Origin of the sequence: Sulfitobacter sp. EhC04 (assembly GCF_001650875.1) — a bacterium.
Lineage (GTDB): Bacteria > Pseudomonadota > Alphaproteobacteria > Rhodobacterales > Rhodobacteraceae > Sulfitobacter.
On record NZ_LXYI01000050.1, the window covers coordinates 1 to 23,882 of the forward strand.

At 58.3% G+C, this 23,882-nt stretch carries 22 protein-coding genes and 1 pseudogene; 9 read left to right on the forward strand and 14 right to left on the reverse strand.

Annotated elements, in window-relative coordinates:
* Positions 1-105 precede the first annotated feature (105 nt).
* Complete coding sequence (locus A8B82_RS19635) at positions 106-546, reverse strand: JAB domain-containing protein (RefSeq protein ID WP_067296421.1); 441 nt, start codon at positions 544-546, stop codon at positions 106-108.
* A 127-nt stretch (positions 547-673) separates the two neighbouring features.
* Positions 674-1,873 carry a DUF932 domain-containing protein gene (locus A8B82_RS19640; protein ID WP_067296424.1) on the reverse strand — a complete coding sequence of 400 codons (1,200 nt, stop codon included), beginning with the start codon at positions 1,871-1,873 and terminating at the stop codon, positions 674-676.
* Between the two features lie 359 nt (positions 1,874-2,232).
* Between A8B82_RS19640 and A8B82_RS19645 the strand changes: the two genes are divergently transcribed.
* Genes A8B82_RS19645 through A8B82_RS19655 form a run of 3 tightly spaced genes read left to right on the forward strand, consistent with a single transcriptional unit; the run spans position 2,233 to position 3,744 of the window.
* Positions 2,233-2,943 carry a hypothetical protein gene (locus A8B82_RS19645; RefSeq protein WP_067296426.1) on the forward strand — a complete coding sequence of 237 codons (711 nt, stop codon included), beginning with the start codon at positions 2,233-2,235 and terminating at the stop codon, positions 2,941-2,943.
* On the forward strand, positions 2,936-3,226 hold the full coding sequence (locus A8B82_RS19650; RefSeq protein WP_067296428.1) for a hypothetical protein: 291 nt from the start codon (positions 2,936-2,938) through the stop codon (positions 3,224-3,226). Before A8B82_RS19645 ends, A8B82_RS19650 begins: the two co-directional genes overlap by 8 nt.
* The gene (locus A8B82_RS19655; RefSeq protein WP_067296430.1) at positions 3,223-3,744 is read left to right on the forward strand and encodes a hypothetical protein; all 522 of its coding nucleotides are present in this window, start codon (positions 3,223-3,225) and stop codon (positions 3,742-3,744) included. The genes A8B82_RS19650 and A8B82_RS19655 overlap by 4 nt, the downstream gene beginning before the upstream one ends.
* Before the next feature lie 54 nt (positions 3,745-3,798).
* Here A8B82_RS19655 and A8B82_RS19660 read toward each other — a convergent pair whose 3' ends face one another.
* Positions 3,799-4,203 carry a single-stranded DNA-binding protein gene (locus tag A8B82_RS19660; protein WP_009827211.1) on the reverse strand — a complete coding sequence of 135 codons (405 nt, stop codon included), beginning with the start codon at positions 4,201-4,203 and terminating at the stop codon, positions 3,799-3,801.
* Positions 4,204-4,633: 430 nt separating this feature from the next.
* On the opposite strand from A8B82_RS19660, the gene A8B82_RS19665 reads away from it, so the two are divergent.
* Positions 4,634-4,969 carry an H-NS histone family protein gene (locus A8B82_RS19665; RefSeq protein WP_067296431.1) on the forward strand — a complete coding sequence of 112 codons (336 nt, stop codon included), beginning with the start codon at positions 4,634-4,636 and terminating at the stop codon, positions 4,967-4,969.
* A 67-nt stretch (positions 4,970-5,036) separates the two neighbouring features.
* The gene (locus tag A8B82_RS19670; protein WP_067296433.1) at positions 5,037-6,008 is read left to right on the forward strand and encodes an IS481 family transposase; all 972 of its coding nucleotides are present in this window, start codon (positions 5,037-5,039) and stop codon (positions 6,006-6,008) included.
* Between the two features lie 143 nt (positions 6,009-6,151).
* Here A8B82_RS19670 and A8B82_RS19675 read toward each other — a convergent pair whose 3' ends face one another.
* The 10 genes from A8B82_RS19675 to A8B82_RS19715 form a co-directional block, all read right to left on the reverse strand.
* Positions 6,152-7,222 (reverse strand): helix-turn-helix domain-containing protein, encoded by a 1,071-nt coding sequence (locus tag A8B82_RS19675; RefSeq protein ID WP_067296439.1) that lies wholly within the window; start codon positions 7,220-7,222, stop codon positions 6,152-6,154.
* Positions 7,222-7,845 (reverse strand): hypothetical protein, encoded by a 624-nt coding sequence (locus A8B82_RS19680; RefSeq protein ID WP_067296441.1) that lies wholly within the window; start codon positions 7,843-7,845, stop codon positions 7,222-7,224. Before A8B82_RS19680 ends, A8B82_RS19675 begins: the two co-directional genes overlap by 1 nt.
* A 285-nt stretch (positions 7,846-8,130) precedes the next feature.
* Positions 8,131-8,295 carry a hypothetical protein gene (locus A8B82_RS24385; protein ID WP_007803240.1) on the reverse strand — a complete coding sequence of 55 codons (165 nt, stop codon included), beginning with the start codon at positions 8,293-8,295 and terminating at the stop codon, positions 8,131-8,133.
* 386 nt (positions 8,296-8,681) lie between these two features.
* Positions 8,682-9,155, reverse strand: coding sequence for a hypothetical protein (locus A8B82_RS19685; RefSeq protein WP_067296444.1), 474 nt, complete (start codon positions 9,153-9,155; stop codon positions 8,682-8,684).
* A gap of 99 nt (positions 9,156-9,254) precedes the next feature.
* Positions 9,255-11,432 (reverse strand): ParB/RepB/Spo0J family partition protein, encoded by a 2,178-nt coding sequence (locus tag A8B82_RS19690; RefSeq protein ID WP_067296447.1) that lies wholly within the window; start codon positions 11,430-11,432, stop codon positions 9,255-9,257.
* A 113-nt stretch (positions 11,433-11,545) separates the two neighbouring features.
* A complete protein-coding gene (locus A8B82_RS19695) occupies positions 11,546-12,679 on the reverse strand; it encodes a helix-turn-helix domain-containing protein (RefSeq protein ID WP_067296449.1) in 1,134 nt (377 codons plus the stop codon).
* Positions 12,680-12,882: 203 nt separating this feature from the next.
* Positions 12,883-13,806: a ParB/RepB/Spo0J family partition protein gene (locus tag A8B82_RS19700; protein ID WP_067296451.1), complete on the reverse strand. Its 924-nt coding sequence runs from the start codon at positions 13,804-13,806 to the stop codon at positions 12,883-12,885.
* Positions 13,796-14,941: a plasmid partitioning protein RepA gene (gene repA / locus A8B82_RS19705; protein WP_161489483.1), complete on the reverse strand. Its 1,146-nt coding sequence runs from the start codon at positions 14,939-14,941 to the stop codon at positions 13,796-13,798. The genes A8B82_RS19700 and repA overlap by 11 nt, the downstream gene beginning before the upstream one ends.
* Positions 14,942-15,234: 293 nt before the next feature.
* Positions 15,235-16,119, reverse strand: a complete 885-nt coding sequence (locus A8B82_RS19710; RefSeq protein ID WP_067296458.1) for a recombinase family protein — start codon at positions 16,117-16,119, stop codon at positions 15,235-15,237.
* A gap of 420 nt (positions 16,120-16,539) precedes the next feature.
* Positions 16,540-17,679 (reverse strand): tyrosine-type recombinase/integrase, encoded by a 1,140-nt coding sequence (locus A8B82_RS19715; protein WP_235604741.1) that lies wholly within the window; start codon positions 17,677-17,679, stop codon positions 16,540-16,542.
* 126 nt (positions 17,680-17,805) lie between these two features.
* Between A8B82_RS19715 and A8B82_RS19720 the strand changes: the two genes are divergently transcribed.
* The 4 genes from A8B82_RS19720 (at position 17,806) to A8B82_RS19735 (ending at position 22,922) form a co-directional block, all read left to right on the forward strand.
* Positions 17,806-18,768, forward strand: coding sequence for a DUF1403 family protein (locus A8B82_RS19720; protein WP_064224186.1), 963 nt, complete (start codon positions 17,806-17,808; stop codon positions 18,766-18,768).
* 122 nt (positions 18,769-18,890) lie between these two features.
* On the forward strand, positions 18,891-19,403 hold the full coding sequence (gene scpB / locus A8B82_RS19725; RefSeq protein WP_235602403.1) for an SMC-Scp complex subunit ScpB: 513 nt from the start codon (positions 18,891-18,893) through the stop codon (positions 19,401-19,403).
* Between the two features lie 191 nt (positions 19,404-19,594).
* Positions 19,595-20,575, forward strand: a complete 981-nt coding sequence (locus A8B82_RS19730; protein WP_064224187.1) for an AAA family ATPase — start codon at positions 19,595-19,597, stop codon at positions 20,573-20,575.
* 16 nt (positions 20,576-20,591) lie between these two features.
* Positions 20,592-22,922: a S8 family peptidase gene (locus A8B82_RS19735; protein WP_235602401.1), complete on the forward strand. Its 2,331-nt coding sequence runs from the start codon at positions 20,592-20,594 to the stop codon at positions 22,920-22,922.
* A gap of 129 nt (positions 22,923-23,051) precedes the next feature.
* Here the strand turns inward: A8B82_RS19735 and A8B82_RS19740 are convergent.
* Positions 23,052-23,846, reverse strand: a pseudogene (locus A8B82_RS19740) (IS110 family transposase); the annotation flags it as partial.
* Positions 23,847-23,882 lie beyond the last annotated feature (36 nt).

Consider the following 23,882-nt stretch of genomic DNA (forward strand, 5'->3'; position numbering starts at 1 on the left):
ATATCTCCAACGGCGCGGGAAGCCACTCTCCCCGCCTCATCCGTCAAAGACCAAACCGCCACCCTCTTCCTCGAAGGGGCGACGGTGATGGATCTGGCCACAGCATCAGAGTTTGCCGAGACCCCGCAGGCTTAGCTCCGTCCCGGCACCCACGATGACGTGGTCATGCAGCGTCAGGCCGAGATACTTGCAGCCCTTCTGGATCTCCTTGGTCATGCTGAGATCGGCCTCGGACGGCGTCGGATCGCCCGACGGGTGGTTGTGGATCAGGATCAGGGCGCTGGCGTTCAGCATCAGGGCTCTCTTAATCACCTCGCGCGGATAGACCGGGACATGATCGACTGTGCCGGTCGACAATAGCTTATCGGCGATGATGCGGTTCTTGCGGTCGAGATAGAGGACATGGAATCGCTCGATGGGACCTCGGACGGTCAAAGCGCAATAGTCCATCAGCGCTTGCCAGCTCCCGATCACCGGGTTCTGGCTAAGGTAACGGCCGAGGATATCGCGGGCCTCGAGAATGACGGTTTCTTCCTGGGGGGTCATGGGGGTCTCGCTGAAATCCGCACACCGAAGCCCCCTGCCCTTTCGGGGCATGGCCAGCGGCGTGCATGTTGAGAAAAAGGCTACAGCGACCGCCCCGGTGTCGGGCGATCGCTGCGTGGGGGCTCTGTCAGCCGAGCCGGTCGAGGAGCTTCTTCGCGCGCCCTTCCATTTCGAGGCGCGCATCCTGCTGGGTCTTGTCGCGCGCAAGCCGCGTGATGCCCTGCACGAAGTCGAAGATACTCTCGGGCGGGCGGCCCTCTTCCATCAGCACTTTCTCGATGATCTTGCCGGACTCCGCCTTCGAGAAGCCCCGCTTGCGCAGGAAATCCGCGCGATCCTCATCGCTGCGCGCCACGATCTGCTGCCGCGCGGCCTTGATGCCATTCACGAACCCCTGCGGCGAGGAATTGGCGAAGCGCGTCAGCGCCGGGGCCGCCTCATGGGCAAAGCGCGAGGCGGCGTATTTCGAATGCCGGATGCGGATCTCCTGGAAATCCTCGACGCCCCACAGATTCCTGTTTTGACACACCGCCCGCAGGTAGAAGCTCGCCATGCCGAGGGTCTTGGCACCAACTTCGGAGTTCCAGCAGTAGAAGCCCCGGAAGTAGAGATCGGGGGAGCCGTCCGGCAGCTTGCCCGCTTCGATCGGGTTGCGATCGTCGACCAGGAACAGGAAGACGTCGCGGTCCGAGGCATAGAGCGTGGTCGTGTCGCGGCTGATCTCGACATCGGGGTTGTAGACCCCGGTCGACCAATCGAGCACGCCCGGCACCTTCCAGCGCGTGTCGCCGGTGCCATTGCCCGCGATGCGCTGCACCGCCTCGACCAACTCGTGGTCATGGATGCGGCCATAGTCGGGGCCGGTCACGGCGCGCAGTTCCGTGCGGCCGTCTTCCGTCTCGAAAGTCTTCACCTGCTCGGCACGGTGGTTGGTCAGACCGTATTGCAGGTTGATCCCCGCCAGCGGCGCGGGCAACTGCCGCAGGTAGGAGGCCGGGGCGCCGACGATGCTGGCAAGCTGGCCGAACGCCCAATGCGTGGGCGCGACCGGTTCTTGTGCCTTCGGCAGCATCAGGTGCAACCGCTCGGGGTTGTCGCGCGCAGCCTCGACCCGGATATCCGCCGTCTGTACCACCCGGCTGCGGCTGCGTTCCGACCGGCCCTTCACATTGGCCCAGAGATCGTCGAGCGACAGATACCGCTCGTCATCGGGCCGGTTGAACCATTCGGACGACACCCGCCCGTTCCGCTCACCCCGGCTTGCATCCACTTTCCAGCCACCAGCCCGCGTCGGCTGCACCGGATCCAGAACTTCTACAACGCCCATCGGCTATCTCCCGTGACAGGCGCCGGGAGCCACTCTCCCAGCCCTAAACCCGTCACCGGGAATCCGGCACTCCTCTTACTCTCTACAATGATGGAGCACAAAAAGCGGGTCCACTGCTGAAAATCACCATGTTTGAGCATGAAGGTGGCCGCCGGCGTACTTCATATTCAGCACTTGTCCAGCCCGGTGCTTCGCTTTGCTCGACACAAAAGCCAATCATACGCAAAAAACGAACCTCAGAGGATAAAAACTGCGAAAATTGCCGGTACGGGCTTGACAGGTCGCAGATCGACGTCATATGAACATCATCAGATGAAGTTCGCTATGACGGAACTTCAAAATTTAGAGAAGGCTACCTTATGAAGTGGTTTGATGAGCACAAGGAGTTGATGGCGGGTTCGGATGACGAAGTGCCAGGTAGCTCGTACCGCACAATCGCGAAAATCGCCGACGATGCGCTTGGCGAGAAAGAAATGGTTCAGTTTGTCCGGGATGCTTTTCTCAGCCAGAAGGCTTTTGGCGAGTTTCTGGGTGTTGGCGAGTCCACAGTCGCCGGCTGGATGAAAAGCGGCTCTTTTCCGGACTACGCTAAGCGCGCCACGCTGGCTGCCCACTACTCTAACAAGTACTTTCGACAGCTCAAGGACGCTAAGCGCGACGCTACTCGGCCCAAGGTGGTCAAGGATGGCGACCGCTACTCGATCGTGCGGTTCAAGATTGATGAAGTCGGCGTGACCATTGGTGAGGTTCTGGCGCGAGACATCCCCACAAAGAAAGCAGCCTTGGTGTTTGCTGGCGGTATTCGTGCTTGGGAGCTCTTGGGTGAAACCGAGCATCTGATCAATCATGAGCTTGAGTCTATGGATCCGGAGGACAGTGCATGGATTCAGGAGCTCAAGGACGAAATCGGGTTGGAACGCACGCGCACCTTTGCTCACGACAAGCTTCTTGAACTCGAGCGCGAACGAAAGGAAGCGATCACAGACCTGAACCTGGATGACCTCTTGTCGATGGAACCGGCCAAAAAGGCTGTCGATGTCATAAAGAACGAGGAGGATAGCGATGACTGAACTTTCCCTAACACGTCACGCCGAAACGCGGATGCGCCAGCGTGGGTATAAAGATGAGGACGTCGACTTGGTCTTCCGTGTCGGAACGCGGGTCGCAGATGATGCTTTCCTTCTGACTGATAAGGATGCCGCCCGCGCCATCCGAAAACGCAAACAAGAAATTCAGCAACTCGAGCGGCTGCGTGGAAGCCAAGTAATCGTCGAGGGAGAGACGCTAATCACCCTCTATCACACCACGATGCGCCCGCGTCGTAGAAACCGCAAGTCTTGGAGGCACTCATGATACTTGCAGCACAAGAACCGACCGTATTGGTTAGGCTGCCCGTGCATCTTGTCGACGCAATGCTCAAGATGCGGGACAGTCTTGATAAGGATCTCACGGCAAGCCTATCCGCGAGCATCGCAAAAAACACTAAGGTGGCGACCATAGAAACTGGCACGCAGTCGAAGCTCTTAAACGGGCCGCGCCACCACAAGTACAAAGCTGAATATCTTGGCGAATGTATCAGAGGTCGCACGCTCCCCGATGTCTTTGCCGCAATCGTAGACTTGACCGCCGAAATTGCGCCTGAGGCCCTAGAGAGACTCGCAGATATGAGTGCCCGATCCAGACATTACGTCGCGCGCAAACCCGAGGCTGTCCATCCTGGCAATAAAAGGCTCCCAACCAAGCAGACGACTTCCGGTTGGTGGATCAGCAAGAATATCGGCCAAGAAGACCTATTGCGCGCGCTGAAGGCACTTTGCCGTGCCGGTGACCTACAGTTTGGAACAGACGTGAAGTTTGTTATTCAATCTTGAACTTGGCCGAACCCGGCGGGTTACCCCGCCGGGCCCGAGGGGGAGACCCCGTTCTCAGAACGGGATCTCGTCGTCGCGGTCGACCAGCTCGGGGTTTTCGTTCTCAGCCGACTTCGGGCGGCTCAGGAAGTCGACCTTCTCGGCGATGATCTCGCAGCCGTAGCGGTCGTTGCCCATGCTGTCGATCCACTTGCTGTAGTGGATGCGGCCATGGACGAGGACCTTCATGCCCTTTTCGCAGTGCTCGGCGACCGTCTTGCCGAGACCGTTGAAGCAGGTGATGCGGTGCCATTCCGTGTCCATGATCCGGTAGCCGTTCTCGTCGCGCAGGACGCGACCCTCCGAGAGGCGGGGGCGTGAGGTGGCAAGGCTGAAGTTGGTGATGTTGGTGCCGCCCTGGGTGGTGCGGGTTTCGGGTTTTTGACCGATGTTGCCGGCGAGGATGACGATGTTTTGCATGATTAGCTCCTGTGTTTCCTGTCTTCGGGACCGTCCCTTCGACAAGACCCGGAAAAAGCCCGTCGGGTGATGCGTGCACGGTGGACAGCATGGACACCGGAAACCCCCAAAGGACCGGGGTGGAGCGGGCAGGACGCCATAGGCGGCCAACACGGCCCGGGCTGACGCGGGGTTGCGCGCAGGAGACCGAACGGGATTAGGGGATTGTCAGTCGAAGGGATGGCCCAGAAGTCAGAGAGGCGCGGGGAGCCCATGCCAGACCCTGTCATCCTGCCAATCGGGACTGCCTGAACCCAAGCCCAGCACCCCACTAGCGGCCAAGATTATGGTCCAACCAACCCTCGTCACCTGCCCCCCTGCCTACGGGAGTTGCGGGACCATGCCGCGGCGGGCTATCGATACCGGAACATTCAGGACACGGACCGCATCAATGGCTGATTACGATCTCGAGGCGTTGTCGCTTCCCGAGCTGAAGAAAATGCAGAAGGACATCGCCAGGGCGATCTCCAGCTATGAGGATCGGCAGAAGGCGGAAGCCCGCGCCAAGGTGGAAGCTCTCGCCCGGGAGTTGGGCTACTCTCTGGCCGAACTTGTCGGCAACGAGGCGAAAACCTCCCGTACGCCTGTCGCGGCGAAATACCGGCATCCTGAGAACCCGGCGCTCACTTGGTCAGGCCGGGGACGCAAACCGCAGTGGTTCGTGGACGCGCTGGCGGCGGGTAGCACCGCAAGTGACCTAGCTGTTCCATCCCGGATGATCACATAGACCCTCGCCGCTCTGCCCTGTTCATGGCAAGATCGGTTCTGAGGGACGTTCAAGACGGAGTGCCGCCATGTTGATCCGATTGCATGCCCAGGCAACGACGACGCCGAAGATCAGGGCGGCGATCCAGGCCAGCGAGGAACCTGCTTGGGTCTTGGCCGAGCGCTACGGCACCACCGAGCAGACGATCTACAAGTGGCGGCACCGTGAAACGGTGGAAGACCGCAGCCATACCCCGCATCACCTGCAGACGACGCTGACGCCGGCGCAGGAGGCCGTTGCGGTGGCGCTCAGGACCACGCTTCTGCTTTCCCTGGACGATCTTCTGGCCGTGGTCCGCGAGTTCCTCAATCCGCACGCCTCGCGCTCGGGTCTCGACCGCTGCCTGCGCCGGCACGGGGTCGGCAACCTGCGCGATCTGAATGCCAAGGCGCCGCAGCCGAAGCACAAGTCGTTCAAGGCCTATGAGCCGGGCTACCTGCATGTCGATGTGAAGTATCTGCCTCAAATGGCTGACGAAACCTCACGCCGCTATCTGTTCGTGGCGATCGACCGCGCCACCCGCTGGGTGTTCGTCCGCATCTACCCGGCGAAGACCGCGGCCAATGCCCGGCGGTTTCTACGCGACCTCGAACGGGCCTGCCCGATGCGCATCCGCACGGTCTTGACCGACAACGGCAAGGAATTCACAGATCGTCTCTTCGGCCTGCGCAAGCGCGCCGCGACGGGAGAGCACGAGTTCGACAAACTCTGTGCAGCCCTGGACATTGAGCATCGCCTCACCCCGCCGAAGTCGCCGCAGACCAACGGCATGGTCGAACGGTTCAACGGCCGCATCGAGGAGGTCCTGCAGAGCCACCATTTCCGCTCCGGCGAGGAACTGGAGGCGACGCTGCACCGCTATGTCTGGCTCTACAACCAGCAACTCCCGCAATCAGCCCTGGGCAGCAAGACGCCGTTGCAGGCGATGAAAGGCTGGCACAAGCTCAAGCCAGAGCTGTTCTCAAAGCGCCCATACTACCTCACGGGATGTGACACCTAGCCATAAGTTGAGGATGTGGGCGACGCGATCGACCCTGAACCGCCTTTCTATACAGCATCGGGAAATGACAGGGCTGGACAGAGCGGACAATTAACTGCCGAATCGGGTGATCGTCACACTTTCATGGATCCGGCTTTGCAGTGCTACTTCACCACTCGCAGCGCCGGTTTGTGCGGCTCATTAACGGCCCGTTGATCTGGCGACAGTCGGAAAATAAGGGCCTCGATTTCCCCCAAAGGAATCCCAAGGTCTTTGGCGATGTCGTCCTTAGTCATGCCCTTTGACCAAAGAGCGGCCAAGACCTTTGCGAGCACGGTCGAAACCTCACGCTCGATTCCGTCTGGCTCGCCGCTTCGATAGCCTCGCTTCCCAAGCTCGATCAGCAAAGAACGGTAGTTCCATTCGCTGATATAGCCCAGAGAATTGAGGCGGTATGCCAAGGCCATGGCCGATACCTTCCAACGCTTCTTGGCCGAAATGATCTGCCCAACTGTGAAAAGGTGCGCATAGTCCATCATGTCGTTTTCGGGCATGAGGAATGCCGATGCAAATCTGTCGGCCTGCGTCTCTGCCTCTTTGTCGGCTTTCGACCCTGCGTGGTGATGCAAGACAAGGTGTCCAAGCTCATGTGCCGTATCAAAGATGGACCGTTCCGCCGTCTTCTCTTGGTTCAAGAAAACATAGGGATGTTCCCCGCGCCAAAACGAGAAAGCGTCAACATGCTTGGTCGCTTCCGACAGGGAAAGGACGCGAATACCCTTTGACTCGATCAGCTTGAGAACGTTTCCTATAGGCCTGTCGCCTATGCCCCAATGCTGGCGCAGAAGGCGGGCGGCGACATGCGGGCGGCTGCGCTCTTTGCTCAGGTCGATAAGGTCGGCTGCGGGCAGGTTGAAGCGGGAGTCGATCCACTCGTAAAGCTCGATTCCCAACGATCCCGCTGCTTCTGCAGCTCGGCGCTCTTTGGCCTTCATACGCGACAGACTGCGGAAGCTAACGGCGTCGGTATCAATACGCTCTGGCGCTTCCCGGTAAAAGAAATCAATTGGATAGGAAAGCGCGAACGCGAGGCGCTTCGCTGTCGCTTCATCGGGCGGATGCCCGTTTTCATACTTTGAGAGAGTGACCGCAGACACGCCTACGCGCTCTGCGAGTCCCTTCGCTGTCAGCATCCGCCGTTCGCGGGCTGTTTTGAGACGATCTGCGTTGAACATTAGTGTTTGAAGGAAACGGTGATGTCGAAGTCTTCAATGGGGCCGGTATCGGTTTGCGGGTCTGCCTCCCAGTCGCTGTCAGGCGAATAGATGTATATCCGTTCCATCCAGTGAACAAACTTACCCTTTTCGATCACGGGACAAGACAGTTCCACACTGCCATCAAGGCCAACCATGACATAGTAGGTACGGATACCGTCCTTCAATACGGCGGTGAGGGGGCCGGGTTTCATACCTGCGTTGACGAACAAATCGGGTCCAGAAAGGCTTTCCGCGCCGCTACCCTTTTCGGAGCGTGGCAGAGGCGGCATATTGACACAGCATTTGTCAACGTTCTGGAAGCCAATGCGGACAGTGCGATCACGTTTTACAACCGCTTCAATGCCGCAAGTTCTGTCCGGCACGTAGTCAGGACCGACAAGCTGCTGGCGGAGTTCGCCAACGCCGTGAATGTAAGACAACATTCCAGCCGCGTTGAGCGGCATGGAGGGGCTGGCGTCGTCCGCATAGGCGCGGGCGGTTTGTCCGATAGCCATGATCTGCTGGCGAGTGACGCCAAAGTCCTCAAGGCGGGTTTCAACGTCCACCAGCGTGGAGACGATCACGGTGTTGAATGACGGCAATGCTCAGCCCCTTTAAGATTTTCTACATCATACGATGTTGTGTTTCTTAAAGGCAAGTGAAATTTTCCCGATGCTTCGATGGTTGCAATGTCAGCCCGCTGCTTTGCGCTGCCATTCGTGCGCTTCGCGGTGAAGGTCGGCTCCCAGCGGCCTGTGCGCACCACGATCTGCGCCAGGGTGGCACACCGGCGTTCTTCAGATCGGCATCGCCGATCACTTGGTCGCCGATAGGCCCGGAGGCGCTCCTGCGCCGTGCCCGGGCCCTCGGGAAGTGAGGCCAAAGCCTCACCCGAAGGGATCGTACTCCGAGACGATCACGACCTCGTCCCCGTCGATTTCATCGGCGGGGACGGCGCCGAAGGTTCCATCCCCTGCCTGGAAGACGACGATCGAGACCATGAGCGTGGCGGCGAGGGAGGCGGCGAAGGCGTGTGCATCTTTGCGGGACATCTGTTTGGCTCCTGTCTTGGAGGCGGGGGACCATCCCCCGCGCGACAGGACCCCGCAGGCCCGAATACTGGCTGACATCACCGGGTGCGTTCGGACTTGCTCCGAATCCGCCCGGCGGCACGGGCTTGCCCGTAGTCCGACCCCTCGTGGGTTGATCTCGAAGACGGGATTCGGGGCAAGGAAGGGAATGGCGAGCGGGGGATAGTGCCCTGACGACTGGAGCCGGTTGTCCCGCTGATGCTTTTGCCTCCAACCTCCCGGCCTAGATCTTGGTTGAAGACGTCCTTCCTTGGGGATGGCTCCTTTGGCGCCCCGCGACATCGCGAGACAAGGTTGTGATGGATGAGAGGCCCGCGCTTGGGCGGGCCCCTCGGTTTCAGTTGGGCTCAGGCGGCCAGGTCCGCGCCCCCTGCCCTTTCGCCATCTTCATCGGCGACGATTTCAAGTCGCGCATTGCGGTATCCTTCCTTGGCGATCCAAAGCTCGGCCGCAGTCATGGATTCCGCCAGATGCAGCAGCTCCGTGTTGCCGCCGAAGTCGAGAAGCACGCGCACCTGCCCGGGCTTCGGGTCCTCGGCCACCTCGAAGACGAGGGCGCTGTCAACAGAATGGCTGCGCATGATGGTCACGAGGATCACCCCGTCCGAGGAGAAGTTGCCCTCATGCAGCGTGAACGACGCGGGAGCCGTCCAGGTCGGATAGGCCCGGGGCGGCTCCTTCTTCACGAGACGGCCTACACCGTTCGAGCGCTCCCAGGCCGCCAGCTTCTTGGTGAAGCGTGCCGGTGGCTTGGGGCTGCCGTCGGTGTAGCGAATGAGCGCCCCGAGGGGGGCTGTGTCGATGATGGTTGTTGCAGACATGATTCCTCATTCCGAATGCGAGTAATCGAACTCATCTTATTGATATTGTTATGTTATAGGGTGATTGGGGGCGGAATACCCGCCCCCTGCCAGATCACGTTATTCCGCGGCCAGCATCGACGCGCCTTGAGCAGGCAGGTCATCCGTCAGGAATGCAGGAAGGTCAGCTTCACTGACACTGTCAGCCACTTCGGCATCCCCCCCCTGCCCTTCGGCACGGTCCTCATCGTCCAGCGCCACGAGATCGTTCCGGCGCAGGACCTCGGGCAACCAGCCGCTGCCCTTCAGCAAGCGCTCGGCCTCACTGGCCATCTCGCCTTTCTTCAGGTGATCGAGGAGTTGGGCAGTCCCCTCCCCTTTCGCCTCGCGCACGGCCTCGAGGATGCGGGCCTTGGGCACGCGGTTGAGATAGGTGTCCACCGTTGGCTCCCATCCCGCCTCCACCATATCGAGACCTGTCGCGCGCGCCACGAGATCGGCATGCGCCATACGACGGGTCAGTCCGCCTGCGGAGATGCCTGCCCCGTATGGGTTCACCTTCTCATGCAGCGCATTGACGCCGAAGCTGAGGCAATGCGCCAGCAAGGCCAGCCGACTGCCCTGGTCGAGGACCGTCAGATAGTCCCAGAGTGCTGCATCATCGCCAAGCGGCAGATCGGCTTCCCATTCCGCGTGACGCTCGTCGACCAGCTTTGCCACCACGCTGTCCTTCAGATCGGGCGCCTGCGCCGACATATAGACCTGACGCACGGATGCCTCGAGACAGCTGCCCGAAGCAGAGGAGGTGCGGAAGGTGTCCGTCACCAGCTTCAGCAGCAGCAGCGTCAGCGCGACATCCGGCGAGCGCCCGATCGCTTCACGCAGCGCCAGCGTCCGGTGGGCCGTCAACTCCATGACCAACCGCTCGGGCAGTGGCTTCAATGCCCCGTCGTCCTCATCCTCCGGCAAGTCTGCTCCGATCAGCTGGCCACCCGACGTGATGACGGTTCCGCCATGAACGGCACTGCCATGGCCATCGGTGAAATCACGATCAGCCCCCTGCCCCGCCAGCGCAGGATCAGCACCATCCTGGACCGCGGTCTCGTCAACGGGCTCATCCTGTGGACGCACATAGCCGCGATAGACTGCCAGAGCGCCGTAGCGGTCGAGCGTGACGAACGCCCCTGCCCGCCCGATCTCCTCCGCGTCGAAGATCAACGGCCGGGTCTCGATCTTTTCCATCTCCGTTTCCAACACGCCAAGCCGCGCATCGATCTCTTCAGGGATATCATCCTGACCTGCGTATTCTTCTTCCAGCGCCCGGTACTCGGCGAGAAGCTTGGCATGGGCCGCGCCTTCGTCATCCGTCATCGGTGCCGGATCGCCGGACAGGGACCGCAGGCCGTGGCTGTAGCCGTAGGGCAGGTCGAGTGCGACCTCGATCCACTTCCAGCCCTCAACTGCAACCGTCTCTGCCTCGGCCTGGAGTTTTTCCGTCACCAGCCGATCGAGCAGGGCAGGGTCTTCGAGCCAACCTCCATCATCGCCTTGGAACAGGTCATGCAGCATCGTGCCGCCCGCCGCTTCATAGGCATCAACACCCACAAAGACTGCGCGTCGGTCAGACGCCCGGACCGAGGTCTCGGTCAGCATGCGCCGGATTTGGAATGGCTCCTTGTTCCAGGATGAATGGATCACATCCCAGACCTGAACCTGACGCGCGTGATCGGGGTTCACGGTGAAGGCCATAAGCTGCTCCAGCGTCATGCCATCCTCGGCGTAGATCTCAAGCAGGGTAGGGGCGACGGAAGCGAGTTTCAGGCGCTGCTTCACGATCTGCGGCGTCACGAAGAAGGCGGCAGCAATCTCTGCGTCGCTCTGACCCTTGTCCCGCAGCGCCACAAACGCGCGGAACTGATCGAGCGGGTGCAGGGCGACGCGCTGCATGTTTTCTGCAAGGGAATCGTCCTCGGCCAGGATGTCGGACGCAGCATCGCGCACGATGCAAGGAATGGGCGTCGTCTTCGCCAACCGCTTTTGCTTCACCATCAAGGACAATGCCTGGAACCGGCGGCCCCCGGCCGGTATCTCGAACTTGCCGGTCTCGGTACCATCGTTAGCCAAGACGGGCCGCACGCTCAGGCTCTGCAAGAGGCCGCGGCGGCCAATGTCTTCGGCCAGTTCCTCGACGGACACGCCAGCCTTGATGCGCCGCACATTGGACTGGCTCAGCACCAGCTTGTCGAAAGGGATATCCCGTGAAGGGGACATGGTGATTTTCTGGACAGCTTTGGTCATCAGATCTTCTCCACGACGGGCGCCGGAAGCCACTCTCCCGATCTCACTTCCCGTCACCCTCAAACCAACACTCCTTTCCCTCTCGCGGTTGTTCTTGACCGCGGTCAAGAAGTTCATGTGGGAGCAAGTTGTGTGCGTAGGATTCTTTCGAAATAGGCGTCAGGGTGTTTGATCGTGTCTGCTCTTGCTATCAGGTAGTCGAAGACGAGAAGCAGTTTTCCCGCGCCAGCTTTCTGGATCCCATGCCGCAGTTCGTCTTGGCTTATTCTAAGCAATCGACCGAGGTCGTATAGAATGCGGGTGAGGGCTTCTCCTGTACGCGGCGGTTCTGGGAAAAATCCCGCAACATGGGTGAAATCTTCCCATGCCATGCGTGCTGGGTCTCGGTTCATCGTCGGTTTGGTTTTTGCGGTTTGTTCACCGCGATTGACCGTAGAGGGAGCAATCTTTTTAATATCTTTTTTTATAGACTCTATGTGCCGGACATTTTGTCCGTTTGTGGCGGGCAGATCGTTGGATTCTGGTGCATAAGGTTGGTGTTCGATAGCTTGTAAATTATCTTCGGAACTAGCTTTTGCTGCGGCATGGTGTTCACCGTAGCTTGCGTCGGTATCGGCTCCGAGGGCTCTAAGTTCCGAGATAACGCTCAGGACTGCATCAACGGTTAGTGTTGCTCGACGCAGGACATTTCTGATCATGTTGAGGGTTGAGAGCTTTGCTTCATCGAAGCGTGTCTGTTGGAGTAGCGAAGCACGTAGGGCCAACGCCTCAGCCTTCAGTGAGCGCAAGCGCTCGCGTTCTTCGGTGAGTTGCAAGGCTTGTGTCGCGAGCGAGCCGTACCTCTGTATCAAGGGTTTCAGGTCGATACCGAAGGCATCTCTGATAACGCCTCCATACCTCAGCGGAAAGCGTTTGCCATTTGCTGAGTTCTTGCGTTCGATCAGTTCAGCAGCTGAGAGGCGTCCCAGGCTGCGTCGAAGTGTTCTCTCATCGAGTCCATTGGCGCGCTCTGAGAGAGAAGCGTTCGATGGGAACACGACAGTGAGCGTAAGTCGCTGGCTGTCCTGAATCTCACGTTCGTTGCGGGGTAGGAAGCTAATGAGCGCGGTCAGAACGGCGAGGTCATTGGTTGTGAGACCGAGCTCCTTCCTCAGTACGCGAACCGGGCCCAGAAGCTCGTAGGGGTTAGGGCAGGGCAAAGATGTCCGTTCCGCCAGGGCGGTTGTTGTTTCAGTTGCATGTCTCATGGTGTTTCGGAAGAAAAAGCTTCCCCGTTCACCGCGAGCGGTGTTGAAATCGATTCGTTTTGGGGGTATCAATCAGGTGTCGAGACTGATTGAGGCCCTTCGGAAGCATCGCTTTCGGGGGGTCTTTCTTTTTCTAGCCGGTCCTCCTTTCGTTCTCTGCTCGTTTCTTTTGATGTCTTGACCGCGGTCAAGACACGGGGTCGTCACTCTGGCCTGTCTTGACCGCGGTCAAGAAGCTCTGTGACCAGCTTCCGGACTGCCTCCTCAACACGAGGGACAAGATCCGCGTCCACATCGATGGTGATGCGGTTGCCTTTTCGGCCGATCTTCACGCGCTCACTGGGACGTGTCTTCTGCGTCGACGATTTGGTCGCTGTCAGCAAGGTAACCGCCGCTTCGAGACGGTCGGGGCCCGGTACGTTGCGAGGGATTTCGCCGGCAACTTCTCGGGCTCTCGCGACGTCTTTCTCGCACAGCCTGAAAAGCTTTTCCCAAACCCGTCGACCAACGCCGTGTGCAGGTCCGATAGCCTGGATTAGTTCCATCGGGATGCCCGTAGCGATACGGTTCATCCGCGAGACGAGCGATTCATCGATCTGAAGTGCCCGATACGCGATCGTTTGAGCGTTCTTGCGCGTTTCGTCGGTTTTCCCAAGTTCTCGAATGATCCCGGCGACAAACAGAGCCCTTTCGATGAACGATGGATCTTGGCGCGCATTATTCTCTACGCCTTGGGCAATGAGAGCTTCCTCGTCGGTCATCTCCATGACCGTAGCGCGCACTTTTTGACCAAGTTGGCGACAAGCGAGAAGCCGACGGCGTCCATAGACGATCTCAAGCGCACCGTCCTCGGTTCGGCGAACCAGCACTGGAACCTTTTGACCGTGCTCGCGGATCGACGAGACAAGCTCATCCAGACCATCGCTTGGATCGATGCGGTCCATGACCGCGGACATCCGTATGGCGGTCGGGTCGATCAGCCGCGTGGCGTGTTTATCCTCTTCGAGCACAGATGCTTGTGCGCGAGCTACTGTCGGGCTCGTTCGCTTCACATCCAGATCCTCGTCCGAAGGCGGCGTTTTGCCCATCGCGTTCTTGAGTGAGTCCCCGAAGACCTTACGCGCCATGGCTACGCCCCCATGCTTTCAGGATTTCGCGTTCGACTTCGTCGGTCACGCGCGAGACGGACTCGATCGCGCGCTCGTAAGTTCTGCGGTTCACATCGCGAGGTTCGACCTCAAAGATGCTCTGCTGGGTGTTCGCAGCATCACCCACGGCTGTTGATTTCAGAAACTCGGCAGACAATACGGCATCCCCGAGGACTGTCCGAAGCAGAGATGAAATCTGCACCTGCGGACCATCCGTATTTTCGTAACGGGTGATCAGAACTCGCACGAAGTTCAGTCCATGTTCCGGGGCGTGTGCCTCTACGACGCCCATCAGGTTGCTAGCCATGCCCAGAAAGCTCGCCAGCGACATGACATCGAGCATCGACGCGTTGAGCGGGATCAGGACCCCGGTCGATGCAAAGAGGGCAGAGATCACAGAGAAGTTCAGCTGCGGTGGGGTGTCAAATATCACCACATCATATCGGTTGAGGACGGGCTCAAGTGCTTCCCGGATGCGGCTATGGAACGTGGTGGCGCCGTGTCTGAAGCTCAAGGCGACCTCAAACTCGTATTCCATGATGTCCATGGATGCCGGGATCAGATCCACGGTCGGGAAGTTCGTTTTGCGAATGATCTCTGCTGCGGGCAATGGATCGTCGGATCGGATAAGATCGTATGAAGTTGGCATATCCGGATCAAGCTCGGGAGTTACCCCGAACAGGTTCGTCAGACTTGCCTGGCTGTCGAGGTCGATCAGCAAGACCCGGTATCCGCGGAGACCCAGTAGTTGTCCTACATGGGCAACAGATGACGTCTTTGCCGAACCACCTTTCAGGTTGAAAATCGTCAAGACCTGACAAGCCTCTCCCGGTCTTCTGTGCGGGTGTTCTTCTGGCTTGATCCTTCCAGTCTCGAGAAGTACGCGTTGTGCCTCGACCATCTCCTCTGCAGAGAAGCTACGGCGGTTGCCGCCCTCCAGAACACCTTCGGGGAAGCCTTCGAGGTTTGACACATGATGGCGGAAGGTATTCTGATTAATGCGAAGAAGTTCAGCCGCTTCCCGCATGGCGAAGCGGCGGAGACCCTTCTGAGCGTCCGGTGGGAAGGTTTCCTGCGCATGTTCACGCAACCGACTACCAAGCCGCTTGGACATGACTTCAAATCTCTGGGAGGCCCGTATCCCGTTCATCACTGCCCTCAAGTCTTTATTGTTTTGCAAAGCTTAACAGATATTGTGGATAAATCCAGACCAAACCGTTGAGCGGCCTGGGGGCGTTGAAGGCACCCATTTCTGTCGACGGTAAACTGTTAAAAATCAGCGTCTTGGGCGACTGCGCTCTCACTCTACTTCAACACCTCGTTGCCAGCTGCGAAGTGACCACAAGATGTATTGTGAGTGCGTACAGAAATCAGTCGGCAGAATCGGATGGACGATTCTCCGGGATCTCAGTCGAGCAACCCCAGCCTCTCGGCCCGCTCCAGCAGCATCTTCACCGACGAAGGCTGCCAGCTTGTCCGCCCGCGCGGCGTGCGTTCGCGCATCGCCTGCAGCCGGGTGCAGATCGCCTGAAGCGTGATGTCGGGGTCCGCGCCCTTGATTCCGGCGACGATGGCGGGCAGACGGTCGTCGGTTTCGCGACGCCCGGCGCGGGCCAGCACCTCGGCCGGCAGGAAGCCGTCGCGGACATATGCCTTCACAGCGCGCAAGAGACGGCTTTGGGTCCAGCGACGCGCCTCGGGCAAGGGGCCGTTGATGATGCGCACTACGTCTTCCCAGGCCAAGTCGGGTCGCAACCGGCGCACATGGGGCACCCAATCTTGTGCCGTCTCGTTCAGACGCTCCATGTAGCCGTCTTGTCGCGCCAGCTGCACTTTGCGAAGGGCAGCAGGGTCTTTTGCCCGCAGTCCAGGGTTCCCGCCGACCCGGCCCTTGGTACGGGCGCTCGCCAGCCCCGCCTTGGTACGTTCCCGGATCAGCGCCCGCTCGAACTCGGCCGCGGCGCCCAGAACCTGCAACGTGAACTTGCCTTGCGGGGATCCGGTGTCGATCGGGTCCTGAATGGAACGAAAGAAAGCACCCTTGGCCTCCAGTCGCTCGATCACCTCCAGCAGATGCGATAATGAGCGGGCAAGACGGTCAATACGCACGACAACCAGCGTGTCGCCCTTACCTATGCGTTCTAACACCCGCGCAAGCACCGGCCGCGCACGATTGCCGCCTGAGGCCTGTTCTTCATGGATCTCGGCGCAACCCGCGGATTTCAGGGCCTGCGACTGGGGCAGGGGGGTCTGATCCTCGGTAGATACGCGCGCATAACCAATCAGGGGCATCAAAAAAGGCCGTTTGCAGTTTCATATACCATCAATAAACGACCGTTTGAAAACGAATGCAAGGGCGTGCACTGTGGCGCTGCTCAGCAGAGAACCCTTGGTTTCCATACGCTGAGCGCGATCAGCGAGCTCTCGCAGACCATCGCGCGCCCGTGCTATATAAGGTGTGCAGGCGCACTCTGACAAAACACTTTGGTAAAATGCAAAAGTGCGGTATTTTGCATACATGAAGACTCAAGTATCTATGCAGTATGATATTTTTTACGATCCTCTTGTGAATGCGGAGGGGCTTGAAGAGACGTCTGAGGACGACCTGTGGTGTCGCGTTTAGTTCCCGATTTCAATTGATGCAGTAAGCTGAAACTGAAGCGCTGGAATTTCATCTTAGCGCTTCACCAAATACGTCAAGAATCCTGGGCATCACAGCCCTGCGGCTTTGGTTAGGTTCACTCGGAACCTGTCGCGCCTGCGCTGATAGCGCCGGGTCATCTCGGCCGACGCATGTCCGAGTTGCTTTTGAACATAGCGCTCATCAACCTCTGCCGACGAGGCGAGCCCGGCGCGTAAGGAATGGCCGGAGAACATTGCCAGCCGTTTGGCGTCCGGCAGATCGGACCTGACGCCGCTTTTTAGAACGGTCGCTTTGATCAGTCGCGCGACGTGCTTATCGGAGAGGCGCGCCTCGAGGGCGCTTTTGCCATCCCGGGAGATGCGCACGAAGACCGGCCCAAAGTCGATGCGTCCGAAGTGTAGCCATTGCTCAAGTGCGTGGACGGGACAGGTCTGGTCGCTTGAGCCGCGCCCGACCTCAACCTCGCGCCACCCGGTCTTGGCGTTAAGCGTCAGCAGCGCGCCTTTGTCGAAGATCTCGAGCCAGCCGCCGCTGTCGGGGGCATCGTCCTTGCCGTGGTCCAGGCTGACAATCTCGGACCGGCGCAGACCGCCCGCATAGCCCAGAAGCAAGATCGCCCGGTCTCGAAGCCCGCGGAGATCGAAAGGAAGGGTGGCCACCATGGCCTGGATGTCCTCAGGCAAGATCGCCTCCTTCTGGACCGGCGGGCGCGCATGCTTGCGTTTGATCCCGGCCAGAACTGTGGCGATGTGCCGGTCCTTGCGATCAAGAGTGAACCCGCGCTGCCTGTAGTTCCAGGCAAGCCCCGAGAGACGGCGCTCGATCGTGGAGACCGAAAGGGCAGGGGCCTTCTCGGCTGGTGCAGCAAGATCAGCTACATAAAGTCCAACCATCTCGGACGAGGGGGGCAGAGGTTCTATGCCTTTCAGCCGGCACCAGCGGGTGAAGTGTTTCCAGTCGGCGGCGTAGGCCTTGTTCGTATTCCCAGCCGTCGAGGCCTCGGCGTAGTCGCGGGCGGTATCGATCAGCCGGTCGAGCGCGCCGGAGCTGACCACATGGGCGGGCAGAGCGATTGAGGCTCCGTCCCGAGAGGTTCTCTCGTCGCGCTCGTCACTGGTTGGCACGGTATGGGGTGCTGAGTTCGAAATCTCAGACTCAGACCCGCAAGAACCCGCGATTTTGGTGCTGTTATTTGTGAGACTACCCATGTTTTTGAGCATATCATTTTTACGTCCGATAATGCAACATTATTGGACATATCAAAGAGCTGTAAGGTGGGGCGGTTTGAGTGGTATTTACTGGAATTAAGCGCCGTGGCGAGTTAGTGTCTCGGCATGACCTATCAGCCCGCAACTGTCTCTGACGACGTGAACACTCTACCCAAGCTGCCGGGCTGGGTCACCTCTGGACGTGCCGAAACCCTTGAAACTGTGGCATTTCGGTCTGGAGCAGCGCTCACGGTATTAAATCAACTGGTCAGCGATCCGTCCCAAGGCGTGCCTCTTAAACTGCTGGCCAACCAGCTTGCACTACGAGCGGCCACGGCGACGTCTAAACTCGAAGGCCGTCTTGCCCGAGAGGCTGATATCCGCGACGCTTACCACTTGGCACCGCCCGGAGAGGCACGCGGCCCCGATGGTGATATCTTGGCGTTTTGGCGAGATGCGGCGCGTCTCAAATTGACGGGGCGGGACTGGCACGACGGTGTGCAAAGCTTGGTTGGCGCGGCGTTTGCCGATGATGTCTTGAGGGTGATAGGGGTTGGTGCCGATTGCGCAAAATCCCATGGACCGTTGGCGGGATGTATTGCCGTGATGCGCGCGGTTCTGGAAATGGATGATCGGGCGGAGCAGATCGCCTGTCTGCTCTCGGATATTGTCCTTGCGCGGGCATTGAACTGGATGTCACTGCTGCCTGTCACGGCACAAGACCTTACGAAAAAGATGTTGCGCGACCTGATTGAAGAAGGGCAGGGGGCGGATCTGAAAGTTCAGGCGCGCCTGTTGATGTCTATCGAAGATACGATCCGCTTGGCGCGCGATCTGGCAGCGCGGGCGACTTTGCTGCAGGCCGCGGCTCCGAAGCTGCGCGCCAAAGGATCTGATGCGGCCGTCGCGTTGTTCCTTACTGAAGATGCGATTGGGCCTTCAATGATGCTGTCACCAACAATCCAGGGCAGCACCATTCCGATGACCGATCGCGCTGCGCGCCGGTTTTGTGATCGGCTCGTCGAACTGGGCGTCGCGCGTGAGCTCACTGGACGGGCTACGTTCCGGCTGTATGGGATTGTGCGATGACCCGCACCGCCATAACCTCCGAAGCCAAACAAAAGCACACAAGACCGAAGGAGGCCGGACGCGAAGGCGTCTTTGACCGTGAGCTTGAAGATCTGCCGCAAGAGCTGCGCTGGCGCGAATGGATGGGGCGGATCGAGGCGGTTCTGTTTGCCAGTGGCACGCCGGTTGGCCATGACGACTTGGCACGCGTGGTGGGGCAGGGGGCCTCGGTTGAGATGCTGATTGAGGATATTAAGACGGAGTTGATTGGTCGGCCTTATGAACTGGCGCAGGTTGCTGGAGGATGGATGTTCCGGACCAAGACGCAGTTTGCAGATGTGATCAAGGCGGCGGCAGACCTTGGCGACCAGTCGATGGCCTTCACTGAGATGGAGATGGGCGTGCTCTGCGCGATCGCCTATCATCAGCCGATTGATCGGGCAGGGCTGAAGGACATCTTTGGCAAAGACGTGAGCCGCGATCTGCTCGCGCGGCTCCGCTTCAAGGAGCTGATTGCCAGTGGACCAAGGGCTCCACGCGCGGGCGCGCCACATACATTTGTCACGACTGAGACGTTTCTGGTGACGTTCGATTTGGAGACACTGCGGGACTTACCAGAGTTGGATTTGGCTGTTGCAGACAATGGTGAGCAGTAAGTTTAATTTGATCCAGGGCCAGATAGATCAAGGTAAACTTAGTCAATGGAAAACGCTGAAACCTTTGGGCATAATCCGGCCATTGATGCAGCCGCAATTCTGGCTCATTTGTAAGAGCTATTCCGTCAGGTTTTTATGGTCATTTGTATCTGTGTGGGCTAAGATTTTCCCATAAACGAGGAGAAAATCAGGTGGCACGCGGCGAACTCATGAAAAAACTTCTGGCCAGTTATGGCCAAGAGGATGCGTTTCGTGCAGTCGCCGAACAGATCATCGGTGAGGAAGAAAAGAAGAAAAACAACGTCCTGGCACGGACCTTGAGAAAGACGCTCGAGAATCTTGGGCACAGCGTTCCGGCCAAAGGGCTTGCCCCTCTCATCCCCTTTCCCGATGAAGCCAGTGAGTTTATTCAGCGCATTGAGCCAAACCGGACTGCGCAAGACATCTTAATGTCGACAGAGAACGTACGGCTTTTTACTGGGCTTTTGCGTGAATTCCGGAAATCCGACCAGATCAAACAGCATGGTTTACCTGTGCGCTCAAAGCTTCTGTTTTGTGGACCGCCTGGCTGCGGCAAGACACTTTGTGCTGAGGTCTTCGCACATGAGCTGGGGTTACCTCTCTTTGTTGTGCAACTTGATCGTCTGATGTCATCCTATCTTGGCGAGACTGCCACAAACATTCGCAAGATTTTTGAGTTTGCCCGCCGTCAACCCTGCGTCCTGTTTCTCGACGAATTTGATGCGATTGCGCGGTCACGCGACGACGGTGGGGAACACAGCGAGTTGCGCCGCGTTGTGAATAGTCTTCTTCTCTTCATTGATCAGATACAACCAAGCGGTTTCTTGTTGGCTGCGACCAACCTTGATCAATCTCTCGACCCGGCTGTCTGGCGTCGGTTTGATGAGGTCGTTTGGTTTGACGCACCTGATGAGAGAATGACAAGGAAGTTTCTGACCAACGCTTTCAAAAACGTCAAAGCTGACTTCGTTCCGGCAGAACAGGCCTCTACGGTCAAAGGCTATTCCTACGCTGAACTCGATAAGATTTGCACCCAATCCATTAAGCTCTCAATTTTGGGACGCGCTAAGACTGTGTCTCTTCGTCATTTCAACATTGCCGTTGATGATGCCAAACGTCGCGCAAAGCGTACTGAACGGCTCGGCACCTAAATCTCGGTAAGTACCCTTGCCCCAGTATGATCATTTGCCGCTTGTTCGGTTGCCAGAAAATCTTGATCGACGCAAAACCGGTCGCCCTCCGCCCAAGCCGGGCAGAACGCAAGGACATGGGACAGGGGTAAGCGCTGAGGTCGACGACGCGATCCAGACGCAGCGCTTGCAAAGACCGGTAGAATTCGTAGATCCGTCCCTGATCCTCAAGGTTGAGATGAATGGGATGTCGATGGAGGACGACTGGGAAGGTGTTGGGCTTCGCTTGCTCTCAAGCGACGATGATAACACCTTGGTGCTGTTTTCCTCAACCGAGGAACTGACAGAATTCCGCAGAAAGCTTGCAGCTTACGCGGGCCCAAAACCCGCTGGTCAAAAAGACCGCAGTTTTGCGGGGTTTATTGACCGGATCGAAAGCGTATCCACGCTTGAGCCAAGGGATCGGCTTGGCATCCGCCTGCTCGAGCGCGGCTTCACCGGCGCTACAGATTTTCAGGACAACGAAATCTATCTTGTGGACATTGAGCTTTGGGACTTTGCAGGTGCACCGGCTCGTCGCCGCAAGGCCGAAGAAATCGGGGCCTTTGTTGAGGCCCGCAACGGAGAGGTTTTCGACACCTACGTGGGGCCGTCCCTGACCATCATGCGGGTCCAAGCGCCAGGACAAGCCCTGCGACCGGTATTGTCTGTGCCTGAGGTCGCACTAATCGACCACCCCCCCGAGCCAGATCTTGAGGCGCAGCCTGTCGTTGAAATGGCGCTTGAAGACCTTCCCGCTGCTGAACCAGTGTCACCCGATGCGCCAATCGTTGCTGTGCTTGACAGCGGTATCAATGCGCATCCACTGCTGGAAGATGTCCTCATTGCATCTGAAACTTTCGATACAGGCCTTTCAGCAGCAGATATCTGGGGTCACGGGACCAAAGTCGGTGGGGCGGCAGTCTTTGGCGATCTGAGAGACCAAATAGCAAGCGGGCAGCTTCGGAAGTCAGTGCGGTTGGTTTCCGCAAAAATTATCACAGACGACGGGCAGTTCTATGACCGGCGAACACTGCCAAATCTAATGCGGACGGTCTTCCGGGGTCTCAACGAACGGTATGGTTGCAGGATCTTTGTCTTGTCGCTTGGGGACAAGAAATCTTGGTTTGAGCGCGGACGGGTCGGACCTTGGGCTATGACACTGGACGAACTTGCACGTGAGCTTGATGTTCTGGTGTTTGTGTCAGCAGGTAACCGGTCTCCCCGTGGTGGCAATGTAGTTGAGCAAGGTGTCACTCAGTACCCTCAGTACCTTCTCGAAGAAGCCAACCGCATTTTCGAGCCTTCAGGAGCCGCAAACGTAGTGACTGTCGGTTCGCTTTCTCATGGGAGCGGACTTGCTGCACAGCACAGGGATGATGCACATGTGCGTGCGATCACGGCGGGCCCAAATGAGCCGTCCCCCTTTACCCGGGCCGGTCCCGGAGCTGGGGGCATTACGAAGCCCGATTTTTCTGATTTAGGCGGTACGATGCTGTTTAGCGCGGTCACACGGTCGCTCCAATCGGCTCCCATTGTGCCGGAAGCTGGTATTACCACGCTCAACCATGACTTCGTTCGGCAGCTCTTTACGTCCGCAAGTGGGACCTCGATTGCGACCCCTCTTCTTGCACGCAAGGCGGCCTTGTTGCTGCAGCGTTTCCCGGAAGCGTCAGCCAATCTCGTTCGCGCGCTCTTAGCAGGTGCCGCTTCCTTTCCAGATGAAATGACTACGCGGCTTCAGGCGATGGACGCCTTGGAAACGGCTTCTGTCGTAGGTAACGGCTTGGTCGATCCTGTCAAAGCGGTCTATTCGGATGATCATCGCGTTATCTACTTTGCCGAAGATCAACTCGATATCGATAAGTTCGCAATCTACCGCATTCCTATTCCTGTGGAATTTCAGACCGGTGGCAAGCGGACCATCCGCATCTCTTTGGCCTATGATCCCCCGGTGCGCAGAACACGCGCTGACTATCTGGGCACAAAGATGGATTTTCGACTCATCCGCGGTTGCCCTGTTGATCACATCTCAAATTTCTTCCGCAGCCATGCCGGACAGGAAAGTACGCATCCTGACATGCCGCCAAGATACGATTGTGATCTGAAGCCTAGCAAGACGCAACGTGGTGGCAACACGCTGCAAACTGGCTCAATCACCTTCACCAAAGACACCTTGGACTATGGCAATGAATATCACCTTGTCGTCAGGTGTATGGGGGGCTGGGCAACAGATGAGCTGCGCCAAAGGTTTGCTATCGTGGTTGAACTTGAACACCAAATTGGTGTTCAGCTCTATGCGCGGCTTCGTCCTCGTCTGCGGACGTGATCTGTACCCTTTTGGTCAAAACATGGTTACCCTGTAACCGGCCTCAGGTGGCCGAAGGCATCTGTAAGATTAAGGATCAAGTCTCAACAGTGATGTCGGCCACATTCAATTTTTACGACGGAATCTCGATCAATACCTGTCATCCCGAGCCTTAAACTTGCGAGCTGGCTGCTTATGCTTCAGCATGGAATGCATGATGACGGCGAGTTTGCGAGCAACGGCGACCGCCGCCCGCTTGAAGCCAAGGCGGTCGCGCAATTGAAGCCCCCAGGTTTTTAGATCACTGACCGTTTCGGCTCGAGTCCTCGTAAGCAACGAGGTCGCAGCCTCGTAGAGGAGCCCACGCAATCGTTGATCCCCCCTTCGAGAGATGTGGCCGTTAAAATCCATCTCTCCCGATTGGTATCGGCGTGTGGTGAGGCCAAGCCATGCGCCGACAGATCGGGACTTCGGAAAGTTCCTCGGGTCTTCGATAGCGGCCACATAGGAAACTGCTGTGATCGCCCCGATGCCTGGTATCGTCATGAGCAAACGCGTGCTTTGGCACTGTCGCGCCGCCAACAAGAGCTGGCGGCTGAGCGTAGACGCCCGCTCCCTGACAGCTTGCCAAGCTTCGAGCAGCGGATAGATGATCCCTTTCAACTCGATATGTCCGTCCAGTAGATCGTTAACCTTTTCTATGAACACCCGGCCTTTGCTCTTGGGCACGACAAGACCGAAAGTCTTCATCAAACCACGGATCTGATTGGTCAATTGTGTCGTGATGGCCAGGAGTTGCGTGCGGGCTGCAACCAATGACCGGATCAGCATCGCTTCGAACGACTTGACCCTAACAGCCTTATAGAAGCCGGTTTCGGCAAGTTTGGCCAATCCCTCAGCATCGTTTGCATCGGTCTTGTTCAACGTCTCACCCAGATGAGAACGTCAGTGCAAAAGTGAGCCACGGAAGTGGCGGGATAG

Bases quoted from the DNA above. Each gene is read 5' to 3' on its own strand.
- A8B82_RS19690 (WP_067296447.1), bottom strand. From the start codon at position 11,432: ATGACCAAAGCTGTCCAGAAAATCACCATGTCCCCTTCACGGGATATC.
- A8B82_RS19720 (WP_064224186.1), top strand. From the start codon at position 17,806: ATGACCTATCAGCCCGCAACTGTCTCTGACGACGTGAACACTCTACCC.
- A8B82_RS19660 (WP_009827211.1), bottom strand. From the start codon at position 4,203: ATGCAAAACATCGTCATCCTCGCCGGCAACATCGGTCAAAAACCCGAA.
- A8B82_RS19685 (WP_067296444.1), bottom strand. From the start codon at position 9,155: ATGTCTGCAACAACCATCATCGACACAGCCCCCCTCGGGGCGCTCATT.
- A8B82_RS19635 (WP_067296421.1), bottom strand. From the start codon at position 546: ATGACCCCCCAGGAAGAAACCGTCATTCTCGAGGCCCGCGATATCCTC.
- A8B82_RS24385 (WP_007803240.1), bottom strand. From the start codon at position 8,295: ATGTCCCGCAAAGATGCACACGCCTTCGCCGCCTCCCTCGCCGCCACG.
- A8B82_RS19645 (WP_067296426.1), top strand. From the start codon at position 2,233: ATGAAGTGGTTTGATGAGCACAAGGAGTTGATGGCGGGTTCGGATGAC.
- A8B82_RS19650 (WP_067296428.1), top strand. From the start codon at position 2,936: ATGACTGAACTTTCCCTAACACGTCACGCCGAAACGCGGATGCGCCAG.
- scpB (WP_235602403.1), top strand. From the start codon at position 18,891: ATGGGGCGGATCGAGGCGGTTCTGTTTGCCAGTGGCACGCCGGTTGGC.
- A8B82_RS19665 (WP_067296431.1), top strand. From the start codon at position 4,634: ATGGCTGATTACGATCTCGAGGCGTTGTCGCTTCCCGAGCTGAAGAAA.
- repA (WP_161489483.1), bottom strand. From the start codon at position 14,941: ATGTCCAAGCGGCTTGGTAGTCGGTTGCGTGAACATGCGCAGGAAACC.
- A8B82_RS19655 (WP_067296430.1), top strand. From the start codon at position 3,223: ATGATACTTGCAGCACAAGAACCGACCGTATTGGTTAGGCTGCCCGTG.
- A8B82_RS19700 (WP_067296451.1), bottom strand. From the start codon at position 13,806: ATGGCGCGTAAGGTCTTCGGGGACTCACTCAAGAACGCGATGGGCAAA.
- A8B82_RS19710 (WP_067296458.1), bottom strand. From the start codon at position 16,119: ATGCCCCTGATTGGTTATGCGCGCGTATCTACCGAGGATCAGACCCCC.
- A8B82_RS19670 (WP_067296433.1), top strand. From the start codon at position 5,037: ATGTTGATCCGATTGCATGCCCAGGCAACGACGACGCCGAAGATCAGG.
- A8B82_RS19715 (WP_235604741.1), bottom strand. From the start codon at position 17,679: ATGGGTAGTCTCACAAATAACAGCACCAAAATCGCGGGTTCTTGCGGG.
- A8B82_RS19640 (WP_067296424.1), bottom strand. From the start codon at position 1,873: ATGGGCGTTGTAGAAGTTCTGGATCCGGTGCAGCCGACGCGGGCTGGT.
- A8B82_RS19695 (WP_067296449.1), bottom strand. From the start codon at position 12,679: ATGAGACATGCAACTGAAACAACAACCGCCCTGGCGGAACGGACATCT.
- A8B82_RS19675 (WP_067296439.1), bottom strand. From the start codon at position 7,222: ATGTTCAACGCAGATCGTCTCAAAACAGCCCGCGAACGGCGGATGCTG.